A 24,606-nucleotide genomic window follows, 5' to 3' on the forward strand; every position below is an offset into this window, starting at 1 on the left:
GGATTCCTCTCGCCCGCCGGGAGGAATCCTTCAGGACCGCCGCTCCAGATACGCGGCGAGCACCGGGCCGATCACGGCCAGCGACGCCGGCTCGATCATGTCGTTGTGGCGGCAGTCGACGGGACACTCGTCGATGCCGCCGGTGACGAGTCGGCGCCACTCCTGCGGGGACCGGCGCGCCCCGTCCCGGTCGCCGACCGCCGGGAAGGCCAGTAGGCCACCGTCGAACAGCGCCGGGACGAACCGGTGCACCAGCAGCCGCGAGTTGACGTAGCCGTCGTTGATGCGCTCGAGGTGCTCGGCGGAGATGGCGCCCGGTATCCCGAAGTGGTCGTTGAACATCCGGGCCGCGGTCTCGTAGGTGAGATCCTGCGCGGCGGTGACATCCAGTCCGAGCCCGTGCAGCAGGTCCACCAGGTCGAGGCGGCTCAGCAGCGGATCCGAGCCGTCGTCGGGGTAGGCGTCCATGACCGCGAGCGTCGCCACCGCGCGCCCGCGGCGCTGCAGTTCGACGCCCATCGCGTGCGCGAGGACCCCGCCGAGCGACCAGCCGAGCAGGTCGTAGGGGCCCTCCGGGGCGACCGCCACCATCTCGTCGACGTACCGGGCGGCCAGGTCGTCGATCGACTCGTACCGGGACCCGCCGGCGATGGCCGGCAACTGCAGCCCGAACACCGGACGCTCGGCGGGCAGATGACGCAGCAGCCCGCCGTACCCCCACGACAACCCGATACCGGGATGGACGCAGAACAGCGGCCGGCCGGAGCCGCCCGCGCGCAGCGTGATCCGGGCGGCCAGGGCCTCGTCGATCCCGCCGGGTGTCACCGCGGTGATCCGTCCGGCCAGCCCGGCCGGTGTCGGGTCGAGGAACAGCGCCTGCAACGGGACGGTGGATCCGAGCCGCGCCCGCAGGTCCGTCACCACCTTCGTCGCGAGCAACGACGTGCCGCCGAGGTCGAAGAAGCTGTCGTCCATCCCGACCCGGTCGACGGCCAGGACGTCGGCGAACGAGCGGACCACGGCCGACTCGACCGGGCCGTCCGGTTCCCGGAACACCGCGGACGTGGACAGGAACGCCGGCGGCGGCAGCGCGTCGCGGTCGAGCTTGCCGGTCGGGGTCAGCGGGATGCGGTCCAGGACGGTGACCGCCGCGGGCACCATGTACGCGGGCAGGTGCCGGGCCGCGAGGCGGCGGAGATCGTCGGGGTCGACGTCCGCGTTCTCGACCGGACGCACGTACGAGCACAGCAGCGTGTTGCCCGCCGGCCCCGGACGGGCGAGCGTCACCGAGAACCCGACGTCCAGCCGGGCGGTGAGCACCGCGTCGATCTCCCCCGGTTCGATCCGGAATCCGCGCACCTTGACCTGGAAGTCGCTGCGGCCGATGTACTCGAGCGTGTCGTCGAACCGCCACCGCACCAGATCACCTGTCCGGTAGAGGCGTTCACCGGGACGACCCCACGGGTTCGCGACGAAGTGGGACGCGGTGAGCCCCGGCCGCGCGTGATAGCCACGGGCCAGCGCCGGCCCGGAGATGTACAGCTCCCCGACCACCCCCCGCGGCACCGGGTGCAGGCGCGCGTCCAGCACCAGTTCGGTGACGCCGCGGATCGGGCCGCCGAACGTCACCGGCTCGCCGGGGCGCATCGGGGCGCTGATGTTCGCCATGATCGTCGTCTCGGTGGGCCCGTAGGCGTTGAGCATCGTGCGGCCGGGCGCCCAGCGCGCCACCAGTTCCGGCGGGCACGGCTCACCGGCGACGACCAGCGCGCGCAGCGAGTCCTGGCCCACCGGGTCGACCGAGGCGAGCGCGGTCGGGGTCACGAATCCGTGTGTCACCCTCTCGGTTTCGAGCAGCGAACCGAGTTCGGTGCCACCGTAGACGTCCGTCGGGACGACGACCATCGTCGCCCCGGCGCTCAGGGCCATCACCGTCTCGAACACCGAGGCGTCGAAACTCGGTGACGCGAAGTGCAGCGTGCGGGCGTCGGGGGTCACCGCCAGGTGGTCGCGTTCCTCGACGGCCAGATCCGCCAGCCCGCGATGGGTGACGACGACGCCCTTCGGGGTGCCGGTCGAGCCCGACGTGTAGATCAGGTAGGCGGGATGGTCCGCGCGCATCGGTCGGATCAGGTCCGTCGCCGCGACGGGGTCGGACGACGTCGCGGCGATCGCGGCGGCGGTCGCGGCGTCGTCGAGCACCGACCAGGCGACCATGTCGGGTAGTCGGTCGCGGCGCGAACCCACCGTCACACCGAGCGCGGCACCCGAGTCGCTCAGCATCCGCGAGATGCGCGCGGCCGGGTAGTCGGGGTCGACGGGCACGAACGCCGCGCCAGTCTTCGCGACCGCCCACACCGCCAGCACCGAGTCCGGCGAGCGGGACAGGCCGAGCGCCACGAACGTCTCCGGCCCGGCACCCGCACCGATCAGATAGCGCGCCAGCCTGTTCGAGTGCTCGTCCAGCTCCCCGTACGTCGTCGTGACGCCGTCGCACACGACGGCCGCGGCGTGGGGGTCGCGGGTCGCCGCGGCGGCGAGCAGATCGGCCAGGACCACCGGGGCCGCGTCCGGCCCACCCCGCGCGGGGGCGAGTCCGGTCAACTCGCCGACGGCGAGGATCTCGAGATCGCCGACCGCGCGGCCGGGGTCGGCGAGTGCCGACCGGAGGATCCGGACGAACCGTTCCGCAAAGCCCCGCACGGTTCCCGGATCGAACAGATCGGTCGCGAACACGATGCTGCCGGCCAGACCGGCGGGCGCGTCGCCGTCGCCGAACCGTTCCCCGAGGACGAACTCGAGATCCTCCTTGACCACCTCGACCCCCGCCGGCAGGCCGTCGAGCGTCAGGCCCGGCAGTTCGAGACGGGCACCGCCGCCGTCCTGGAATTCGAGCGCCACCTGGAACAGGGGCGAGTATGCGGTGGACCGCGCGGGGTCGAGTTCCTCCACCACCCGCTCGAACGGCACGTCGGCGTGCGCGAAGGCGCCCAGGTCGACGTCCCTGACGGCGTCCACCAGATCCGAGAACGATTGCCGCGCATCGACCCTCGTACGCAGCGCCAGCGTTCCGACGAACATCCCGACGAGGTCGTCGAGCACCCGTTCGCCGCGGCCGGCGATCGGCGTCCCGATCACGATGTCGTCGGTGTCGCCGAGACGGCTGAGCAGGACCGCGAGCGCCGCGTGGATCGTCATGAACAGGCTCGTGCCGCGCTTGCGGGCGAACGACAGGAGTCGGCGGTGCAGATCTGCGTCGATCGCGAACGCCACCCGCCCGCCGCGGAACGACTGCTGGATCGGGCGCGGTCGGTCGGCGGGAAGCCCCAACAGGTCCGGCGCGCCGGACAGGGTCCGGGTCCAGTAGGCGAGTTGGCGTGCGAGCAGCGACCGCGGGTCGTCGGCGCTGCCGAGCAGGTCCCGCTGCCACAGCGTGTAGTCGGCGTACTGCACCGGCAGCGGCGCCCAGTCCGGTCCGTGCCCCGCGGCCCGGGCGGCGTACGCGCGCATCAGGTCCTTCGCGAGCGGTCCCGCCGAGTACCCGTCGATCAGGATGTGGTGCGCGACCAGCACTAGGACGTGCTCGTCGGGGGCGATGGCGAACAGCGCCCCGCGGACCGGGACCCGTTCGGTCACATCGAATCCCGCGATGGCGACGGCACGCACGTGTTCACGCATCTCGGCCTCGTCCGCGACCGGGACCGGCCCGAGGGCGATCCGGGTGTCGGTGGCCGCCCGCACCTCCTGCATCGGTCCGTCGGCACCGATCGGGAAGGCGGTGCGCAGCGCCTCGTGCCGGTTCACGACGTCCTCGACCGCGGCCGCGAGCGCCGCGACGTCCAGGGTGCCGCTGAGCCGGACCACGATCGGCACGTTGTACGCGGGCGAGGACGGGTCGAACTGGTTGATGAACCACATCCGTTGCTGCGCCGCCGACAGCGGCACCTGCGGCGGGCGCTCGACCGGTTCCAGGACGGGCCGCCCGGAGGGGCCGGTACCGTCGTGCTCGATCCGCTCCGCCAGCGCGACGGCCGTGGGTGCCTCGAACAACGCACGCACCCCGAGGTCGATGCCGAGGGCCTCCCCGAGCCGGGCGACCGCCCGCGTCGCGGACAGCGAGTTGCCGCCCAGGTCGAAGAAGCTGTCGTCGGCGCCCACCCGCTCCGCACCGAGGACCTCGGCGAAGACCTCGGTGACCGCCTCCTCGACCGGGTTCGTCGGTGCCCGGAACACCGGTGCGGCGAGCCCGAATTCGGGTTCGGGCAGCGCGCGCCGGTCGAGCTTGCCGACCGGGGTCAGCGGGATGGCGTCGAGCACCTCGATCGCGGCCGGCACCATGTATTCCGGGAGCAGTTCCGTCAGTCGCGTGCGGAGGTCGTCGACGGCGACGTCCCGCCGCGGTGTCGCGGCGACGTAGCTGACGAGCACCGTGTCCCCGCCCGGACCGCGGCGGCCCAGGGTGGCCGCGAACCGGACGTCGGGGTGCGCGGTGAGCACCGCGTCGATCTCGCCGAGTTCGATCCGGAATCCACGGATCTTGACCTGGAAGTCGCTGCGGCCCCGGTACTCGAACTTGCCCTCCGCGGTCCACACCCCGACATCGCCGGTGCGGTACATGCGTTCACCGGGACCGCCGAAGGGGTCCGCGACGAACCGCGTGGCCGTCAGTCCCGGGCGCCGGTGGTATCCGCGGGCCAGGCCCGGGCCCGCGATGTACACGTCGCCCTCGACGTCCGCCGGTACCGGGCACAGGCGACCGTCGAGAATCAGTTCCGCGACACCCGGGACGGGCCCGCCGATCGTCAGGCGCGGCTGCCCGGTGTACTCCTCGATGTTGACGACGATCGTGGTCTCGGTGGGCCCGTACACGTTGAGGACGCGGCACTGCTCCAGCCAGTCGGCCACCAGTTCGGGCGGCCACGACTCCCCACCGACCAGGATGCACTCGAGGTCGTCGAGGCCCGACGGATCGATCGACGCCAGCGCGGCCGGGGTGATGAAGGCGTGCGACACCCGTTGCTTGCGCAGGACCGCCGTCAGTTCGGTACCGCCGTAGACCGTGCGCGGAACGATCACCATCGTGGCGCCGGCCGCGAAGCACAGCAGGTACTCGAGGAGCGAGACGTCGAAGCTGGGCGACGAGAAGTGCAGGGTCCGCGCGTCCGCGGTGACGCCGCTGTGCGCCCGTTGGACGTCCGCGTAGTTGGCGAGGCCGCGCTGGGTGAGGGTGACCGCCTTGGGTCGTCCCGTGGACCCGGACGTGTAGATGAGGTACGCGGGGTGGTCGACGCGGAGCGGCGCGGTGCGGTCACGATCGGTCACCGGCGCGTCCGAGCGCGCCTCGCACGCGCGCACGAACTCCGGGTCGTCGAGCACCAACCAGCGCAGCACGTCGGGCAGCCGGGACCGGTGCGCCCGGGTGGTGACGCCGATCGCCGCGCCGGAGTCGGCGAGCATGTTCGCGACCCGCTCGGGCGGATAGTCCGGGTCGACCGGCACGAACGCCGCCCCGGCCCGCGCCACCGCCCACACCCCGAGCACCGACTCGACCGACCTCGGAATCCCCAGCACCACCAGCGATTCCGGTCCGATACCGAGATCGGCCAGGTGGCGGGCGAGTCGGTTGGAGCGGCGATCGAGCTCTCCGTACGTCACCTCGAGCCCGTCGCCGACGAGCGCGAGGGCCTCCGGGTCGCGGGCCGCCGCGTCGTCGAGGATCGCGGCCAGGGTGCGGGGCGGCGAGCCGGAACCCGTACGCACCGGGACGAATTCGCGACGCTCGGCCGCGTCGAGCAGATCCAGGGTCGCGAGCCGCCGATCCGGCTCGTCGGCGAAGCAGCGCAGGACCCGCAGCAGACGCCCGGCGATGTCGGCGACCCTCGGCTCCGACAGCACGTCGGGCCGGTACTTCATCGTCACGTTCAGCCGATCGGGCGCGGACGCGACCACGCTCAGCGGGTAGTGCGCGGAATCGCGGGCCTCGATGCCCACGATCCGGAGGCCACCGACCTCCGTACCCACGTCGCCGTCGCCGCGGAGCGGATACGACTCGAACACGGTCAGCGTGTCGAACAGCGCGCCCGCACCGGCCGCGCGCTGGATGTCGACGAGCCCGACGTGGTGATGGTCGAGCATCGTCGACTGCTCGGCCTGGACCCGTTCGAGCAGTTCGCCGAGACTCTCGTACGGGTCCAGCCGAATCCGCACGGGGACCGTGTTGATGAACAGGCCCACGGCCGATTCGACGCCCACGAGATGCGGCGGGCGCCCGGACACGGTCGACCCGAACACGACGTCGTCCCGGCCGGTCAGCAAACCCAGCACGATCCCCCACGCCGCCTGCACGACGGTGCCGAGCGTGATCCCGCGTTCCCTGGCGTGGGCGCGCAACCGGTCGGTGGTCGCGGCGTCGAGTCGGTAGGCCAGATCCCGGGACTCGATGTACCGGTCGGTGGCGGCCGAGCGGTCCGCGAGCAGCGTGGGCTCGTCGGCCCCGCCGACGGCGGCGGTCCACGCCCGCAACGCCTGCGCCTCCTCCCGGGCCGTGAGCCACTTCAGATAGCGGCGGTACGAGCCGGCACCCGGCAGCCCGGACGGATCGCCGTCCGCCGCGTACAGCGTGAACAGTTCCTCGAGCAGCAGCGGCGTCGACCAGCCGTCGAACAGGATGTGGTGGTTGGTGATCACGAGCCGCTCGGTATCGCCGGGCATGTGCACCAGCGTGATCCGCACGAGCGGTGCGCGCGCGAGATCGAACGGCGTCGCCCGGTCGGCGTCGAGCAGTTCGGTCATCCGTGCGTCGGCCTCCGTCTCCCCGGATCCGCGGAGGTCGACCTCCGTCCACGGCACGTCGGCCGAGGCCTGCACCACCTGCACGGCGTCACCGCCCGGACCGCGCACGAAGGCGGCGCGCAGATTCGGGTGCCGCCCGAACAGCGCCCGCGCGGCGCGCTGCAACCGGGCCACCTCCACGGTGCCGTCGAGCGCCAGGACCAACTGCACCAGGTAGGCGTCCACGGCCGCTGCCGACAGTTCCGCGTGGAACATCATGCCGCGCTGCATCGGGGACAGCGGCCACACGTCGGACAGTCCGGGATACCGGTGTTCCAGGTGCTCGATCGACCGCTGGTCCAACGCGACCAGATCCAGATCGGACGGTGTCAGCCCGCCGGCGCCGGGTGTGCTCGCGCGCAGGGCGATCGCCTCGGCCGCGCGCACCCACCACTGCGCCAGCCGGTCGACCTCGGCGGAGGTGAGCACTCCGCGCGGGAAGTCCCAGGTCGCGGTGACCCGCGGGCCGTCCGGTCCCGGCACCGCCGCGGCGTTGACGTCGATCACCGCGGGCGCCGACAGGTGCGGTGTCGCCACGCCGCGCAGGCCGGAATCGTCCACCGGGAGCCATGTTCCGCCTGCGGCGGCATCCGCCGCGGCGTCGAACCGGCCCAGGTAGTTGAAGCTGATCTCGGGCAGCGGCAGCCGGGACAGTTCGGACCGGGTGTCCTCGTTCAGGTACCGCAGCAGGCCGAATCCGATGCCGTGGTCGGGGATCGACCGCATCCGCTCCTTGACCGTCTTCACCACCGTGTCGGTCGCCGCGCCGCCCGAGAGCGCCCCGGCGACGTCGATCCCGGACAGGTCGAACCGCACGGGGAACAGCGACGTGAACCAGCCGACGGTCCGGGACAGGTCGGCGCCCGGCAGCACCTGCTCCTCGCGGCCGTGGCCCTCGACCGTCACCGCCACCGCCTCCGCGTCGACGCCGCGTTCCCGGCGCCACGACGCCACCGCGAGGGCGAGCGCGGCGAGCAGGCCGTCGTCGACGCTGCCGTGGAACGCCCCGGGCACCGTCGTGGTGAGCGCGGTGGTCACGGCGGCGGACAGTTCGACTTCCACCCGCTCGACGGTGGAGCCGACGTCCACCTCCGGATCGAGTTCGCGCGCACCGAGACACGGCCCCACCGGTCGAACCATCGACCGCCACAAGTCCAGTTCCGCGCTTCGACCGCGCGCCGTCGCGGCGAGCCCGTCCGCCCACGTCCGCATCGACGTGCCGACCGGCGCGAGCGCCGGATCCTCGCCCGCGGCGGCCCGCGCGCAGGCGGCCGCGAGGTCCGGGACGAGGATCCGCCACGACACCCCGTCGACGGCCAGGTGGTGGGCGACGACCAGCAGTCGGGCACCGTCGGGTCCGGTGAACCGTACGAGCTGGATCATGCTGCCGGAGAACGGGTCCAACCGATCCGCCGCCGCATCCAGCGCGCCGCGCGCCGCGCGGGTGAACGCCGGGCCGCGCACCGTCGCGACCGGGACCTCCCGGAGCACCGCGCGCCCGTCGACCGTCCCGGGCGGGCGCACCGTGACCCGCCAGCCCGTGCGGGAGTGGTCGTCGCCTCGCAACTGCGCGCGCAGCATGTCGTGGCGGTCGAGCACCGCGCCCACCCCGGTCGCGACCACGTCGGGGTCGAGGTCGGCCGGCACGTCCAGCAGCACCGACTGCGCGTAGCCGCCGAAGTCGCCGGAGCGCTCCGCGAGCCAATGCACGACGGGCGTGGTGACGACGTCGCCGACACCGCCGCCGGGCAGTTCCGGCAGCGGTTCGACGCCGTGCCGGCCGACGAGCGCGGCCACGTCGGCGAGTCGGGCGACGGTGCGGCACTCGAACACGTCGCGCGGGGTGATCGTCACCCCCGCGGCTTTCGCGCGGGACACCAACTGGATGGACATGATCGAGTCGCCGCCGAGGCCGAAGAACGAGTCGTCGACCCCCACCGTGTCGGCCCCGAGCACGTCCGCGAACAAGTCGGCGAGGACGCGCTCGACGTCGGTCGAGGGCGGGCGCCCCTCCCCGCCGACCGGTCGCGGGTCCGGTAGCGCCGCGCGGTCGATCTTGCCGTTCGGGGTCAGCGGGAACTCGTCGAGCACAGTCACCGCGGACGGCACCATGTACGACGGCAGGCGCTGCGCGGCGGACTCGATCACCGTCTCGGCGGCGACGATCGCCCCGGGTTCGGGGACGACGTACCCGAGCAGGCGGGACGAGCCCGCGGCGTCGTCGCGGGCGAGTGCCACCGCCGACGCGACGCCCGGCACCGCGCGCAGCACGGACTCCACCTCCCCGGGCTCCACCCGGAATCCGCGCACCTGCACCTGGAAGTCCGCGCGCCCCAGATACTCGAGGTCGCCGCTCGCCGTCCACCGGACCCGGTCGCCCGAGCGGTACATCCGCTGCGACGGCGCGAACGGGTCCGCGACGAACCGGGAGGCGGTGAGCGCGGGCCGGTGCCGGTAGCCCCGCGCCACCTGCGGCCCCGCCACGTACAACTCGCCCACGACGCCGGTGGGCACCGGGTGCAACCGGTCGTCGAGCACGCGCAGGCCGATCCCGGGCAGCCCGACGCCGATCACCGAACCGGCGGTCCGGGCGGCGCCGACCTCGTCCCGCTCGACGCGATGCCACGTGACGTGCACGCAGGTCTCGGTGATCCCGAACATGTTGATCAGCTGGGGACGGTCGGCTCCGTGGCGCTGCACCCAGCCGGCCAGTCGCGCCGCATCGAGCGCCTCACCGCCGAACACCACCCGGCGCAGGGCGTGGTCGCCGCCCGCCTCCGCCTCGGCGCGGGCCAGTTGGTGGAACGCCGACGGCGTCTGGCTGAGCAGCGTCACCGATTCGGCGCGCAGCAACTCCAGCATGTCGTCCGGCGACCGGGCGGTGTGACGGTCCACGACGACGACCCTGCCCCCGAATCCGATGGCGCCCCACAGTTCCCAGACGGCGAAGTCGAAGGCGTACGAATGGAACATCGTCCACACGTCCGTCCGGTCGAAGCCGAGGACGTCGCGCGCCCCGGACAGCAGGGTCACGGCGTTGCGGTGCGTCACGACGACGCCCTTGGGCCGCCCGGTCGATCCGGACGTGTAGATCAGGTAGGCCGGTGAGTCCGGATGCAGCGGTCGGGTGCGCTCGCCGTCGGCGACCGGTCCCGCGGGCCGAGCGCGGATGCTCTCGCCGATCTCCGGCGCATCGAGGCGAACGACCGGAACGTCCTGCGGCAGGCCGGCGGCCGCGATCCGGTCGGCGGAGGCGGCGTCGGTGAGGACGCACACCGCTCCCGCGTCCCGGACGACGAATCCGATGCGGTCGGGCGGATACGCCGGGTCCACCGGCAGGTAGCCGGCGCCGGCCCGGACGATTCCCACCAGGGTCGCGACCAGGTCGACGGACCGCTCCATCGCGACCGCCACCACCGATTCCGCACCGAGACCCCGCTCGATCAGCCAGCGCGCCAGCCGGTTCGAGCGCTCGTCCAGGCTGCGGTACGTGACCCGCGCGTCGCCGCAGACGACCGCCACCGCATCGGGGGTCGCGGTCGCCGCCGTCGCGAAGAGGTGGTCCAGGGTTCCGTCCGCCGCCACCGGTTCCGGGGCGGCCCCGCGGCGCTCGGTCAGCTCGATGTCCCCGACCGGGGTCGCGGGGTCGGAGGCGACCGACCCGAGCAGGCGGCACAGCATCGCCGCCAGTCCGGTCACGGTGGATGCCTCGAACACGTCTGTCGCGAAGACGATCTCGCCGGACAGTCCGCTCGGCTCCCCGGCCCCGTCCCGGCGCTCGCCGATCCCGAACTGCAGGTCGAACTTGGCCTCACCGGTGTCGACGTCCACGGACTCGACCGTCAGACCGGGCAGCCGCACCCGCGGCGGCTCGACGTTCCGGAACTCGAGCAGCACCTGGAACACCGGGGCGTACGACGTGTTCCGCTCGCCGCCGGAGCGCACGACCAGGCGCTCGAACGGCAGGTCCGCGTGGGCGAACGCCTCGACGTCGACGTCCCGCACCCGCTCGAGCACACTCGGGAACGGCGCCGCCGGATCGATCCCGGTGCGGAGGGCGAGCGTGTTCACGAACATGCCGACGACGTCGTCCAGTTCCGCTTCGCCGCGCCCGGCCACGGGCGTACCCACCACCACGTCGCGGTCCTGCCCGATTCGGGCGAGCAGCACCGCCAGGGCCGCGTGCACCACCATGAAGATCGTCGAATCATGCTGCTTCGCAAGCTCGGACAGTGCGCGGTGCACGTCCCGCCCCACCGACAGCGGGACCCGGCCACCGCGCGTCGACCGCCGTGCGCCCCGCGGGCGGTCCAGCGGCAGCGTCGTCACCGGGGGCGCACCGGCCAGTCGACCGAGCCAGTACGACTCCTCCCGGGCGAGCAGCGACGCCGGATCGTCCGGATCACCGAGGACGTCCCGCTGCCACAGCGCGTAGTCCGCGTACTGGACGGCCAGTGGATCCCAGTCCGGTGGTCGGCCCTCGACCCGCGCCGCGTAGGCGGCCGCGACATCGCGGGCGAGCGGGCCCACCGAGAAGGCGTCCGCGACGATGTGATGGACCACCAGCACCAGCACGTGGACGTCCGGTTCGAGCCGCAGGATCCGCATCCGCACCGGGACGGACTGCGCCACATCGAATCCCTCTCGGATCAACTCCCCGATCCGCGTGTCGAGGCCGGCGGGCAGCACGGGTTCGGGCTCGAGTGCGCCCACGACGTCCGCGGCCGCGACGGTCACCTGCGACGGACCGGACGGGGAGGCCGGGAACACCGTCCGCAACGACGCCTGCCGGTCCACCACGTCGGTGAGCGCGGCGCGCAGCGCCGCCGTGTCCAGCGTTCCCGTCAGGCGCAGCACCATCGGCACGTTGTAGGTGGCCGACGCCGGGTCGAACTGATCGATGAACCACATTCGTTCCTGTGCCCAGGACAGCGGCAGCCGTTCCGGTCGCACCGCGGCTCGCAGCGCGGGGACCTCGGCCCGGGTCCGCTCCGACGCCCGCGCGGCGAGCCGTCCCGCGGTCGCGCACTCGAACACGTCACGCACGTCGATCCGCGATCCGAGCGACCGGTTGATCCGGGCGACCGCCCGCGTCGCGCTGAGCGAGTTGCCGCCGAGCGCGAAGAAGTTGTCGTCCACCCCGACCCGCTCGACGCCGGTGACGTCCGCGAACACGGCCACCACCCGCTCCTCGGCCGGGGTTCCGGGGGCCCGGTACTGCGCCGCGGCGCGGACGAAGTCGGGTTCGGGCAGCCCGTCACGGTCGAGCTTGCCGACCGGCGTGAGCGGGAGATCGCCGAGCACCACGATCGTGTTCGGCAGCATGTGGCGGGGCAGCCGACGCGCCGCGAACTCGGTCAGCTCCGCGACGTCGACACCGTCGTCCCGTGCCGGTACGACGTACGCGGCGAGCAGCGCGTCGCCCGCTTTGCGCCGGTGCGCGGTCGCGACCGCGTGGGCGACCGCAGGGTGCGCGACCAGGACGGCCTCGATCTCACCGAGCTCGATCCGGAAGCCCCGCACCTTGACCTGGAAGTCGCTGCGCCCCAGATAGTCCAGTGCACCGTCCGCCCGCCTGCGCACGATGTCGCCGGTGCGGTACATGCGGTCGCCGTCGGCCCCGAAGGGGCAGGCGACGAACCGTTCGGCGGTCAGCCCGGGTCGGCGGTGGTAGCCGCGGGCCGTGCCGGCACCGGCGACGTAGAGTTCCCCGGGGATGCCCGGCGGGACCGGCCGCAGGAAGCTGTCGAGCACGCGGAGGTCCGTTCCGCGAACCGGAGTCCCGATCGGAATGTCGGCGCCGGGCACGAGCGGCGCGCTGAGCGTCGTGAGCACGGTCGACTCGGTCGGCCCGTAGCCGTCGAGCATCGCCCGACCGGGCGCCCACCCGGCCACGAGTTCCGGTCCCACCGCGTCGCCCGCCACCACGAGAACGGCGAGCGCGTCGAGTCGTTCGGGTTCGACGGTCGCCAGCGCCGCGGGCGTGATGCAGGCGTGCGTGATCCGCTCGGCGGCGAGCAACTCGGCCAGCACCGGCCCGCCGTACACATCGGGCGGCGCCACCACCAGCGTCGCACCGGCCGCGCACGCCTGCAGCAGTTCGAGCACCGCGACGTCGAAGCTCGGGGAGCAGATGTGCAGGCACCGAGCCGAACTCGGGATCGGATAGCGTCGGCGCTGCTCGTCGAGCAGGCTCGCCAGGCCACGATGGGTGACCTCGACGCCCTTGGGGCGCCCCGTCGAACCGGACGTGTAGATCAGGTAGGCGACGTCGTCCACGCGCACCGGCCGGGTCCGGTCCCGATCGGTCAGCGGGGCCGGTGATTCCGGGGCGTTCGCGATCCGCTCGTCGAGCACCAGCCAGCGCACGGTGTCCGGAAGTCTCGCGCGGTCCGCCGCCGACGTCACCCCCACGGTCGCGGCGGAATCGCCGAGCATGTGCTCGATCCGCTCGCGCGGATAGGTGGGGTCGACCGGGACGAACGCGGCCCCCGACTTCGCGACCGCCCACACCGCGAGGACCGACGCCGCCGAACGCGGGAGCGCACACGCCACGACCGCGCCGGGACCGGCGCCGGCGGCGATCAGCGACCGTGCGAGGCGGTTCGAGCGTTCGTCGAGCTCACGGTAGGACAGGCGTGCATCGGACGCGTCGACCGCGAGACCGGCCGGATTCGACGCGGCGCCGGAGACGAGGATCTGCGGGAGCAGAGTCGGCGGCGACGGGTCGCCGCCGCGCACGACCGCGCCGGAACGCTCCGACGCCGTCAGCAGATCGACGCGGGCGATCGACCGCTCGTGGTGGTGGATCACCTGGTCGAGCGCCGCCTCCAGTCGTCGCTGCAGGAATTCGACTGCGGCAGAGTCGAAGGCGCCGACCCGGTACTTCAACGTCACGTGCAGGCGGTCGGTGAGCCCGGCCAGCAGGGTCAGGGGGTAGTGCGTGGCGTCGATACCGCGCACGGCGGCGACGCTGAGTCCCGCGATGTCGGTGCCGCGTTCGAGCGCCGACCGGTCCATCGGGTAGGACTCGAACACGGTGAGGGTGTCGAACATCGCCCCGGGGCCGACCGCCTGCTGGACGTCCGCGAGACCGGCGTCGTGATGGTCCATCAGTGCCGCCTGCTCGCGCTGCACGCGGCGCAGCAACTCCCCCAAGGTTTCACGTGGATCCAGCCGCACCCGGACCGGGACGGTGTTGATGAACAGGCCGATCATCGACTCGATGCCGGGGACGTCCGCGTGCCGGCCCGACACCGTCGCCCCGAAGACGAGATCCGTTCGCCCGGTGAGCGCCCCGAGCACCAGTGCCCACGCGACCTGGACGACGGTGTTGGCGGTGACGCCGTGCTCGCGTGCGACACGCGTCAGCGCAGCGGTGTCGGCCTCGCCCAGCGTCACTTCCGCTTCCCGTGTCTCGCCGCCCGGGTCCACCGCGTCCGGCGCGGTCAGCAGCGTCGGGTCCGCGGTGCCGGCCAGGGCACGGCACCATGCGGCGACCGACGCACCGCGGTCGCGCGTCGTCAGCCACGACACGTAGTCACGGTAGTCACCTGCCGGGGGCAACGCGGTCGCGTCGCCCTCGGTCGCGTACAGCATCAGGAGTCGTTGCAGCAGCAGCGGTGTCGACCAACCGTCGAGCAGGATGTGGTGGTGCGTCAGCAGCAACCGATACGACCCGTGCCCGACGCGTGCGAGCGCGAACCGCACCAGCGGTGCCCGGTCCATCGCGAACGGCGTGGCGCGGTCCTCGGCCAGCAGGTCCCGCCAGCGGCGCTCCACTCCGGCCGGCGCGTCGCCCGACAGGTCGACCTCGCGCCAGGGCACCGATACGTCGGACTCGATCACCTGCAGCGTCTCGCCGTCGACGTCGTCGACGAAGCACGCACGCAGATTGGGGTGCCGGCCCAGCAGGGTGCGGGCCGCGTCCAGGAGGCGGTCGCGCTCCGGTTCGCCCCGGAACTCGATCACGAGTTGGACCAGGTACGCGTCCGGCGCGCCCGTCGCCAGGTGCGCGTGGAACAGCAGGCCCGCCTGCAGCGGGGTCACCGGCCACACGTCGGCCACGCCGCGCCGGCCCGCCTCGAGCGCGTCGATCCCGCGCTGGTCCAGGCGGACGAGATCCAGATCCGACGGCGTCAGCCCGCCGGCGCCGGGCGTGCGCGCGTACGCCGCGAGTCCGTGCAGCGCGCCCAGCCACAGGTCGGCGAGCCTGCGGACGTCCGAGCGGCCGAGCACCCCCGTCGGATACGTCCACGACGACTGCAGCGCCGCGCCGCCGGGTGCACCGCCCACGCCCGCGGCGATGTCAAGGGCCGCGGTCACCGGCATGTCCGGATCCTGGGTGAGCCCGAGGCCGCCGGCCGTCACCGGCATCCACGGGCGGGCCCCGGACGGGGCGCCGTCGTCGACGGTGAGCCGCCCGAGGTAGTTGAGCATGATCTGGGGTGACGTCCGCAGCCGGCGACCCTCGTCGCCGTCGAGTTCGGTGAGCAGTCCGTACCCGATGCCGTGGTCGGGGGCGGCCTGCAGACGTTCCTTGACGAGCTTGACGGCGGTTCCCGCGGCGGGCCCGCCGGCGCAGGCGTCGTCGAGGTCGATCCGTGAAAGGTCCGGCCGCACCGGCTGGATGGTGGTGAACCAGCCGACGGTCCGGCTCAGGTCGGCGCCGGGGACGGCATCCTCCTCGCGCCCGTGTCCCTCGATTCCGAGCAGCACCGGACCGTCGGCGCGGCCGCGCTCGGCGGCCCACCGCGCCACCGCGAGCGCGAGCGCCGCGAGCAGGACGTCCTGGGCGGTGCCGTGGATCGCGGCGGGAAGACTCGTGAGCAGTGTCGTCGTGTCCGCGGCCGGAGCGTCGACCCGGATCACCTCCGTCGTCGCGTGCACGTCGCGGTCCGGGTCGACCGCCCGCCGGCCGATCGGCGGGTCGGTTCCGGCGACGACGCCCTCCCACAGGGGCAGTTCGCCGACCCGGGCGGGCGCGACGTCCGCGAGGGCGTGTGCCCATCGCCGCATCGAGGTGCCGACCGGATCCAACTCGGGGATCCGTCCCTCGGCCGCCGCGGCCCAGGCCGCCGCGAGGTCGGGCACGAGCACCCGCCAGGACACCCCGTCGACCACGGCGTGGTGGACGACGATCAGCAGGCGTCCGGTGTCCCGTGGTCCTCCGAACCACACGAGCCGAGCCATCCGGCCCGCCGCGGGGTCCAGTCGGTCGGCCGCCGACTCCAGCTCCGCCGCCGCGCGACGGTCGAACTCCTCGTCGAAGGTCCGCACCGGGCACCGGGTGATTGCGTCGCGCGCGTCGACGGCACCGACCGGGAGAACATCCATCCGCCAGCCGGATTCGCCTTCCGACAGACGCGCGCGCAGCATGTCGTGCCGGTCCAGGACCGCCTGCAACGCGACCACGAGGTCCTGCTCCCGGACACCGGTGGGGAGGTCCACCAGCACGGACTGCGCGAAACGGCCGATCCGTCGGCCCGCGCGCCGCACCAGCCACGCGTGGATCGGCGTCAGCGGCACGTCCCCCACCCCGCCGCCGTCGAGTTCCGGAAGTTTCTCGGCCGCTTCCTCGTTCGAGGTGGCGACCGCGGCCAGCGCTGCGACGGTACGACGGTCGAACACGTCGCGGGGTGTCACGGACAGCCCTGCCGCCTTCGCGCGCGCCACCAGTTGGATCGACATGATGCTGTCGCCACCGAGGTCGAAGAACGAGTCCTCCACGCCGATCGTCTCCAGCCCCAGCACGTCCGCGAACACACCCGCTAGCGTCCGCTCGGCCGGCGTGACCGGCGGCCGACCAGTCGGCACCTCGGCGCCGACGTCCGGTTCTGGCAGCGCCGCACGATCGAGCTTGCCGTGCACGGTCATCGGCAGCCGTGGGAGCACCGTGAGGTGGCGCGGCACCATGTACGACGGCAACCGGGCGGCCGCCGCCTGGTGGAGCGCTGCGGTGTCGATGTCGGCACCGGCGGCCGGGACCACATAGGCGACCAGTCGATCCCCGAGCCGACCCACCCGTCGGACGTCGACGACGGCGTGTCCGACGTCCGGGTGCTCCGTCAGCACCGCCTCGATCTCGCCGAGTTCGATCCGGTAGCCGTGGAGCTTGATCTGCCGGTCGCCGCGCCCGAGGTACTCGAGCGTGCCGATGTCGTTCCACCGCACCCGATCCCCGGTGCGGTACAGGCGCTCGCCGGGGCCGCCGCTCGGATCGGCCACGAACCGCGCGGCGGTCAGGGACGGCCGGCGGTGGTAGCCGCGGGCCAGCCCGGGACCGGCGAGGTACAACTCGCCGGGTGTGCCGACCGGAACCGGGCACAGCCGGTCGTCGAGAACCAACGCGTGGAAGCCGCGGATGGGGCCACCGATCGTCACCGCGGACCCCGGCGCCAGCACCGCGCTGGTCGTCCCGATCACCGTGGTCTCGGTCGGCCCGTAGGCGTTGAACATCTCCCGGCCGGACGCCCAGCGGCCGACGACGTCGGGCGGCAGCGCCTCACCGGCGGCCAGCACACACGCGAGGCGGTCGAGGCCACCGGACTCGTCGGCCGACACCGTCGGTGTCGTGGCGTACGCCGTCGGCGTCATGATGCAGTGCGTCACCGCCTCGGACACCAGCAGCGCACGCAACTCCTCACCGCCGAACACGGTGGACGGGGCGATCACCATCGTCGCGCCGACACCGACCGCGAGGAGGAGTTCGAGGACCGACACGTCGAAGCTGGGTGAGGTGAGCTGGAGGATCCGGGACTCGGGCGTGGTCCGGCACCGTTCGCGCAGGTCGGCGGCGAAGTTCGCGAGCCCCCGGTGGGTGACGGCGACGCCCTTGGGGACACCGGTCGATCCCGACGTGTAGATGAGGTAGGCGACATCGTCGGGGCGGAGCGGCGCGGTGCGGTCGTCGTCGCCGATCGGACCGGATGTGTCTGCGGTGGAGGGACTCTCGCCGATCACCCACCACGGGACGGTATCGACGAACGAGCCGCGCAACTCCGGTGTCGTGAGTCCAAGCCGGGCCCCGGAGTCGCGCAGCATCAGCTCGATCCGGTCGGGTGGATGCGCCGGGTCCACCGGGAGGAAGGCGGCCCCGGTCTTCGCGGTCGCCCACACACCCGTGAGGTACTCGGGGCACCGGGGCGTGCCCAACGCCACCACCGACCCCGGGCCGATACCCACGTCGATCAGCCGGCGGGCCAACGCATCGGACGCCCGGTCGAGTTCGCCGTAGGTGATGTCGGCTCCCTCGTACCGGAGCGCGGGCCGCATCGGATCCGCCGCGGCCGCGGTGGAGAGCAGGTCAGCCAGCGTGCACGGCACGATTCCGGGATCGCCCCGCACCGGGAACAGCGCCGCCCGCTCGGCCGCGTCCAGGATGTCGATGTCGGCGACCGGTGCGTCGGGCGATGCCGTCACGGCCCACAGGATCCGCAGCAGTCGGTCGGCGAATCGCCGGACCGTCTCCGCGTCGAAGAGGTCGGTCGCGAAGACCAACCCGGCGGACATCCCCTCGGTCGAGCCGTCGTCGCCGAACTCCTCCGCCACGCTCAGTCGCAGGTCGAACGCGGCGACCTCGTCCGCACTCTCGAGCGGGCGCACCCGCAGGCCCGGCAGTTCGAGGTCCGGGCGCGCGACGGTGCGGAACTCGAGCAGCACCTGGAACAGCGGTGAATGCGCGGTCGAGCGTGGCGGATCCACGGCCTCCACGACCCGCTCGAAGGGCACGTCGGCGTGCATGAACGCGCCCAGGTCGGTGTCGCGGACCCGGTCCAGCAGTCCCGCGAACGAGCAGTCGCGGACGTCGCAGCGCAGGACCAGCGTGTTGACGAACATGCCGACCAGGTCGTCGAGCGCCGCCGCACCGCGGCCCGCGATCGGGGTGCCGACCGCGATGTCGGTGCCTCCGCCGAGCCGGGACAGCAGCACCGCGAGCGCCGCATGCATCACCATGAACACGCTCACGCCCCGCTCGCGGCCGAGCCGAACGATACGTTCGTGCAGTTCGGCCGGGACGTCGAACTCGACCCGGTCACCGCGCTGCGAGCGCACGTCCGGGCGAGCGCGGTCCGTCGGCAGTTCGAGGACCTCCGGTATCCCCGCGAGTGTCTCGGTCCAGTAGGCCAGCTGCCGCGCCGAGGGAGCGTCCGGATCCGCCGCATCACCCAGCCAGTCACGCTGCCACAGTGTGTAGTCCGCGTACTGGATGTCGAGCGCGGGCCACGTCGGCGGCGCACCGCCGCGCCGGGCCACGTACGCCGCGGCGAGGTCGCGCGTCAGCGGGGTCAGGGAGAACCCGTCCGCGAGGATGTGGTGGAGGACCACCGCGAGGACGTGCTCGGTGTCACCGAGCCGGAACAGGCAGGCCCGCAGCGGGATCCGCTCCGTCACGTCGAATCCCCGGGCCATCAGGCCGCGCACCAGCCGCAGCAGTTCGGCCTCGTCGTCGACGTCGACGATGTCCGGGACGGAGTCGTCCCGTCCCACCGCGAGCACCTCCTGCCGCGGACCCGCATCGTCGAGAGGGTAGATCGTGCGGAGGGATTCGTGTCGGGCGACGACGTCCGCGAGCGCGGCGCACAGGGCGTTCTCGTCCAGATCGCCGGAGAGGCGGACCGACACCGAGATGTTGTATGCGGGTGAGGCGGTGTCGAACTGGTTGAGGAACCAGATGCGCTGCTGCGACGGCGACAGCGGGACACGTTCCGGACGCCGCTGTGCGACGAGCGGGGGCCGTGCGGCCCTGCCCGCCGTGGCGGCGCGGCGGGCCAGGCCCGCCACGGTGGGCTCGTCGAACACGTCCCGGATGCCCAGTCCGACACCGAGCACGTCACCGATCCGCGCCGCCAACTGTGCCGCCACCAGCGAGTTGCCGCCGAGCGCGAAGAAGTCGTCACCGGTGCCGACGTTCTCGATGCCGAGCAACTCCCCTACCGTCGCGGCCACCGCCTCCTCGATCGGGTCGCCCGGCGCGACCCGCGACCGTTCCTCCGTGCCCGGCACCGGCAACGCGGCGCGGTCGAGTTTGCCGTGGACCGTCGTCGGCATCCGGTCGAGGGCGACGACCACCGACGGCACCATGTAGCCCGGAAGCACTCGCGCCACGGCATCCCTGACGGCATCGGGATCGACCGATCCGGATTCGGGGACGACATAGCCGAGGATCCGCGTACCGACCGGGCCCTCGTCGGCGATCGCCACGGCGGACGCCACGCCCCGCGCCGCGGTGAGCGCGGACTCCACCTCCCCGAGTTCCACCCGGTACCCGCGTATCTGCACCTGGAAGTCGGACCGTCCCGCGAAGCGGAGGGTGCCGTCCGCCGCCCAGGTTCCCAGGTCTCCGGTGCGGTACATGCGGGCACCGGGATCGAAGGGGTCGGCCAGGAATCGGGTGGACGTGAGCCCGGGACGGTCGAGGTACCCGCGCGACAACTGCGCGCCGGAGACGTACAACTCCCCCGTCACCCCGGGCGGTACCGGGTGCAGTCGGGGATCGAGCACCCGCACCGCCAGACCCGGGACGGGGACGCCGATCGACCCGGCCGGGGCGCGCGCGATCCTCTCCGGGTCCAGCGGGTCGTGGGTGACGTGGACGCAGGTCTCGGTGATCCCGTACATGTTCGTCAGCCGTGGGGACGACGCCGGGTGCCGCTCGAACCACCGGGACAGATCCGCCGGGTCCAGCACCTCGCCGCCGAAGATGATGTGGCGCAGCGCCGGGAGCCGGTCGCCGTCGGCGTCCTCGGTGTCTTCCGTGTCCCCGGCGGCCTGCCGATCGGCCTCGGCCAGCTGCCGGAAGGCACTCGGGGTCTGATCGAGCACCGTCACCCGCTCGTCGCGCAACAGGTGCAGGAAGTCCCGGGGCGATCGTGCGGTGTCGCGGTCGACCAGCACGACGGTGCCGCCGTGCAGCAGAGCGCCCCACAGCTCCCACACCGCGAAGTCGAAGGCGTACGAGTGGAACATCGTCCACACGTCCGACGCGTCGAAACCGAACAGCGGCCGCGCACGGTCCAGCAACGTCACGACGCTGCGGTGTGGCACCGCCACCCCCTTCGGCCGCCCGGTCGAACCGGATGTGTAGATGACGTAGGCGATCGAATCGGGATGCAGCGGAGAACGATCGGTGTCGGTCACCGCACCGGGCGACCGTGCCGCGACGTCGGCGGCGACGACCGGGTCGTCGAGGTCCACCACCGGAACGTCGAGTGCGGCCGACACCAACCGCCGCGCACCCGCCGCGTCGGCGAGCACGCACGCGGGCGCCGAATCGTCGAGCACGAACGAGATCCGCTCGTCGGGGTAGTCCACGTCCACCGGGACGTAGGCGGCGCCGGCGCCGACCACTGCGGCCAGCGCAACCGGCAGATCCATCGTCCGTGTCATCGCGACCGCGACACGGCACTCGGTTCCGACGCCGCGCTCGATCAGCCACCGTGACAGCCGGTTCGACCGTTCGGCGAAAGTCCGGTACGTCATCCGCTCCGATCCGGCTACCACCGCGGTCGCCTCGGGACGGCGGCCGGACGCCCGCGCCAGCCGGTCCGCCAGCGTGGCGGATACCCCCACCCGGTCGGCGTGCGCCGCGGACAGTGCGCGCTCCGCGGCGTCGGTGACCGGGATGTCGCCGACGACGGCATCGCCCTGCGCCGCGACCGTCGTCAGGATCCGCTCGAACCGCCGGGCGAACCGGGTGACGGTGTCCCGGTCGAAGAGATCGGTGGCGAAGTGCAGGGCGGCCGACAGTCCGGCGGGCTCGCCCGACGGATCGACGCGCTCACGCACGCTCAGCTGCAGTTCGAACTTGACGACGTTCGAATCCACCTCGGTCACTTCAGCGTCCAGGCCCGGGAGCTCGACCGACGTGGTCTCGGTGTTCTGCAGCTCGAGGAGCACCTGGACGAGCGGGGCATGCGCGGGCGAACGTTCGGTCGCCAGCGCCTCGACGAGCCGTTCGAACGGCAGCTCGGTGTTGGCCAGCGCCTGCAGGTCTGTCTCGCGCACGCGGGCGAGCAGGTTGACGAACGACGCCCCGGGATCGACGTCCGTGCGCAGCACGAGGGTGTTGACGAACATGCCCACCAGGTCGTCCAGCTCCGGCGACGCACGACCGGCGACCGGGGTACCGATCGCGACGTCGCGGCCGACCCCGAGCCGCGCCAGCAGCACGGCGAATGCGGTGTGCAGCACCATGAACAACGTGCAGTCGCGGGCACGGGCGAGGTCGACGAGACTGCGGTGGACGTCGGGACCGATCACGAACGGGACCGTCGCCCCCGCCGGCGACATCATGGGCGGGCGCGGGCGGTCGAGCGGCAACGCGATCACCGGGGGCAGGTCGGCCAGTTGCGCCGCCCAGTACCGCAGCCCACGGGCGGAGACCGACTCGGCGTCGGCCGGATCCCCGAGCATGTCCCGCTGCCACAGCGCGTAATCCGCGTACTGGAGCGGCAGCGGACCCCATCGCGGGGCCTGCCCTTCGCGGCGTGCCGCGTACGCCACCATGACGTCACGTGCGAGCGGCACCATGGACTGCCCGTCCGCGGCGATGTGATGCGCGACGACCGCCAGCACGTGCTCGTCGGGTGCGATTCGAAAGAGTCTGACGCGCAAGGGAAGCTGCGTGGTCACGTCGAATCCCGATGCGGCCTCGGAGCGCACCGCCGCCCACACGTCGTTCCGCTCCACCTCGACCGGCCGCAGATCCGGTGCCGCGTCCCGCGCGGCGACGATCACCTGGTGCGGCCCACCCGCATCGGACGGGAACACCGTTCGCAGCGCCTCGTGCCGCTCGACGACGTCGGCGAGGGCCGCGCGGAGCGCCGCGGCGTCGAGGTCGCCGGACAGGGTCACCGCGAAGGGGATGTTGTACACCGGGGACGAGGTGTCGAGCTGGTCGACGAACCACATGCGCTGCTGCGCCGGCGACAGCGGCACCCGGTCGGGTCGCTCGCGGCGGGTCGGCGCCGGTGGAGCGGCCTTCGACCACGACCCGTCCTCGCCCAGCGACGACTCGACGTATCCCGCCAGCCGTCGCACCGTGGGCCGCTCGAACAGGTCACGCACGGTCAGCGTCGCCCGGAACGTCGCGTTGAGCCGGGCGATCACCTTCGTTGCCACCAGCGAGTCGCCACCCAGGTCGAAGAAGCTGTCCGCGGGACGCACGGGCCGTCCGGTGGCGAGGACGGCCGCGAACGTGTCGGCGATCGCCCGTTCGATCTCCGCCTCCGGAACCGGGGACTCGGTGCCAGCGGCGGATTCGGCAGACGCACCGCCCTCCGCAGGGACCTCACGCGAGGACGGTGGCGCCGCGGCCGCGCGCAGCTCGCCGAGGGGTGTGAGCGGATCGGTCGCCAGGAACTCCTCGAGCAGGTCGAGGAACTGTCGATGGTGGGTCCGCTGCTCGTCCGCACCGTACCGGTGCGGGTTCGCCCGAAGATCGACGAACGTCCGCACGGGCGTACCGGATTGGTAGACGTTGACCAGCAGGTCGTCGACCGGACCAGAGGTGAGGATGTGCAACTCGGTGCGGAGATCGCCCATCACGATCTCCGGATGGAAGAACATCACGTTCACGATCGGCGCCAACGGATCCGTACCGAGGTCGCGCAGGATGTCGGCCCGACTGCAGCGCTGATGGCGCAGCGCCGCAACGAGTTCGAGTTGCACCCGATCCGAGAGCGAGCCGACGGTGTCGTCGTCGCGGATCACCACCGGAAGCGGCAGGAGGTTGACGGTCATTCCACCGGACCGCCGCAAGAGCGCAGTGGTGCGCGCCGAGACCGGGATGTTCACGAGCACGTCCCGCCGTCTCGTCATCCGACTCAGGTAGCACGCGAACGCGGCGAGGATCCGCGCGGCCGCGGACGTCCCGGTCGACCCCGGCCCCTCCGCGCGCTCGAGTGCGTGCACCGTCCGGGCCGACAGCGCCCCGCTCGCGAGTCGGCTCTCGGCGACCGCGGGCGCCGCCGACTCCGTCAGCGAGATCCCACGGACACCGGAAAGCTTTCCGGCCCAATATTCTCGATCGGTGTCGTGGCGGCTCGATCCGCGGTAGCGCTCGTCGATCTCGAGCAGCGCCCGCAGGTCGGCCGCGCCCGGCGGGTCGGGCTCACGTTCCGCGACCACGGCGGTGTAGAGGTCGGCAATACGGTAGAGCATCGTGGCGGCCGCGTAGCCGTCCAGTGCGACGTGGTGACTTCGGCTGTACCACAGGAAATGCCGATCGCCGACCTGGAGGATCACGGTCTGGATCAGCCGGTCGACGGACAGATCGATCGGGGTCACCATCTCGCGCCGCATCCACTCCTGCGCCGCAGCGATCGGGTCGTGCTCGGCGCGCAGGTCGATGAGCCTGATAGTCATGTCCCGCGCCGCGTCGACGTACTGTTGCGGCTCGCCGTCGACGGTGACGACCCGCACGGCCGGCGACTGGAACTCGCGAGCCGCGCGGACGTTCACGGCCCGCAGGAGATCGACGTCGAGTGGACCCTCGATGTCCACGTACTGCGCGATGAAGAGCGGGACGTCGGGCACGAGTTGCTGCGCGAACCACAGGGCACGCTGCGCCTCCGACAGTGGGAATCGGGCGCCGGGTTCGGGCTGACGTTCTGCGGGTCCTGCGGAGTCCACGTATCGCCCCCCAGAGGGATCGGTTCGTCAGGTCTACTCGGACCGTGGCCCGCGCCACCGTCGCCGAACGAACACTTCCATCAGGCGGAAGCCGTTCCACGACGGGCAGCGCCTATGTGCAGTATCCGCCCACGTCGCAAT

Annotated in this window: 1 protein-coding gene; it reads right to left on the bottom strand. The window is 72.6% G+C overall.

Going from position 1 to position 24,606, the window contains the following annotated elements; all coding sequences use genetic code 11:
• Window positions 1-30 precede the first annotated feature (30 nt).
• Window positions 31-24,465, bottom strand: a complete 24,435-nt coding sequence (locus tag EGT67_RS12285) for a non-ribosomal peptide synthase/polyketide synthase (RefSeq protein ID WP_127916347.1) — start codon at window positions 24,463-24,465, stop codon at window positions 31-33.
• Window positions 24,466-24,606: the final 141 nt, after the last annotated feature.

Source organism: Prescottella agglutinans (genome assembly GCF_004011865.1).
GTDB lineage: Bacteria > Actinomycetota > Actinomycetes > Mycobacteriales > Mycobacteriaceae > Prescottella > Prescottella agglutinans.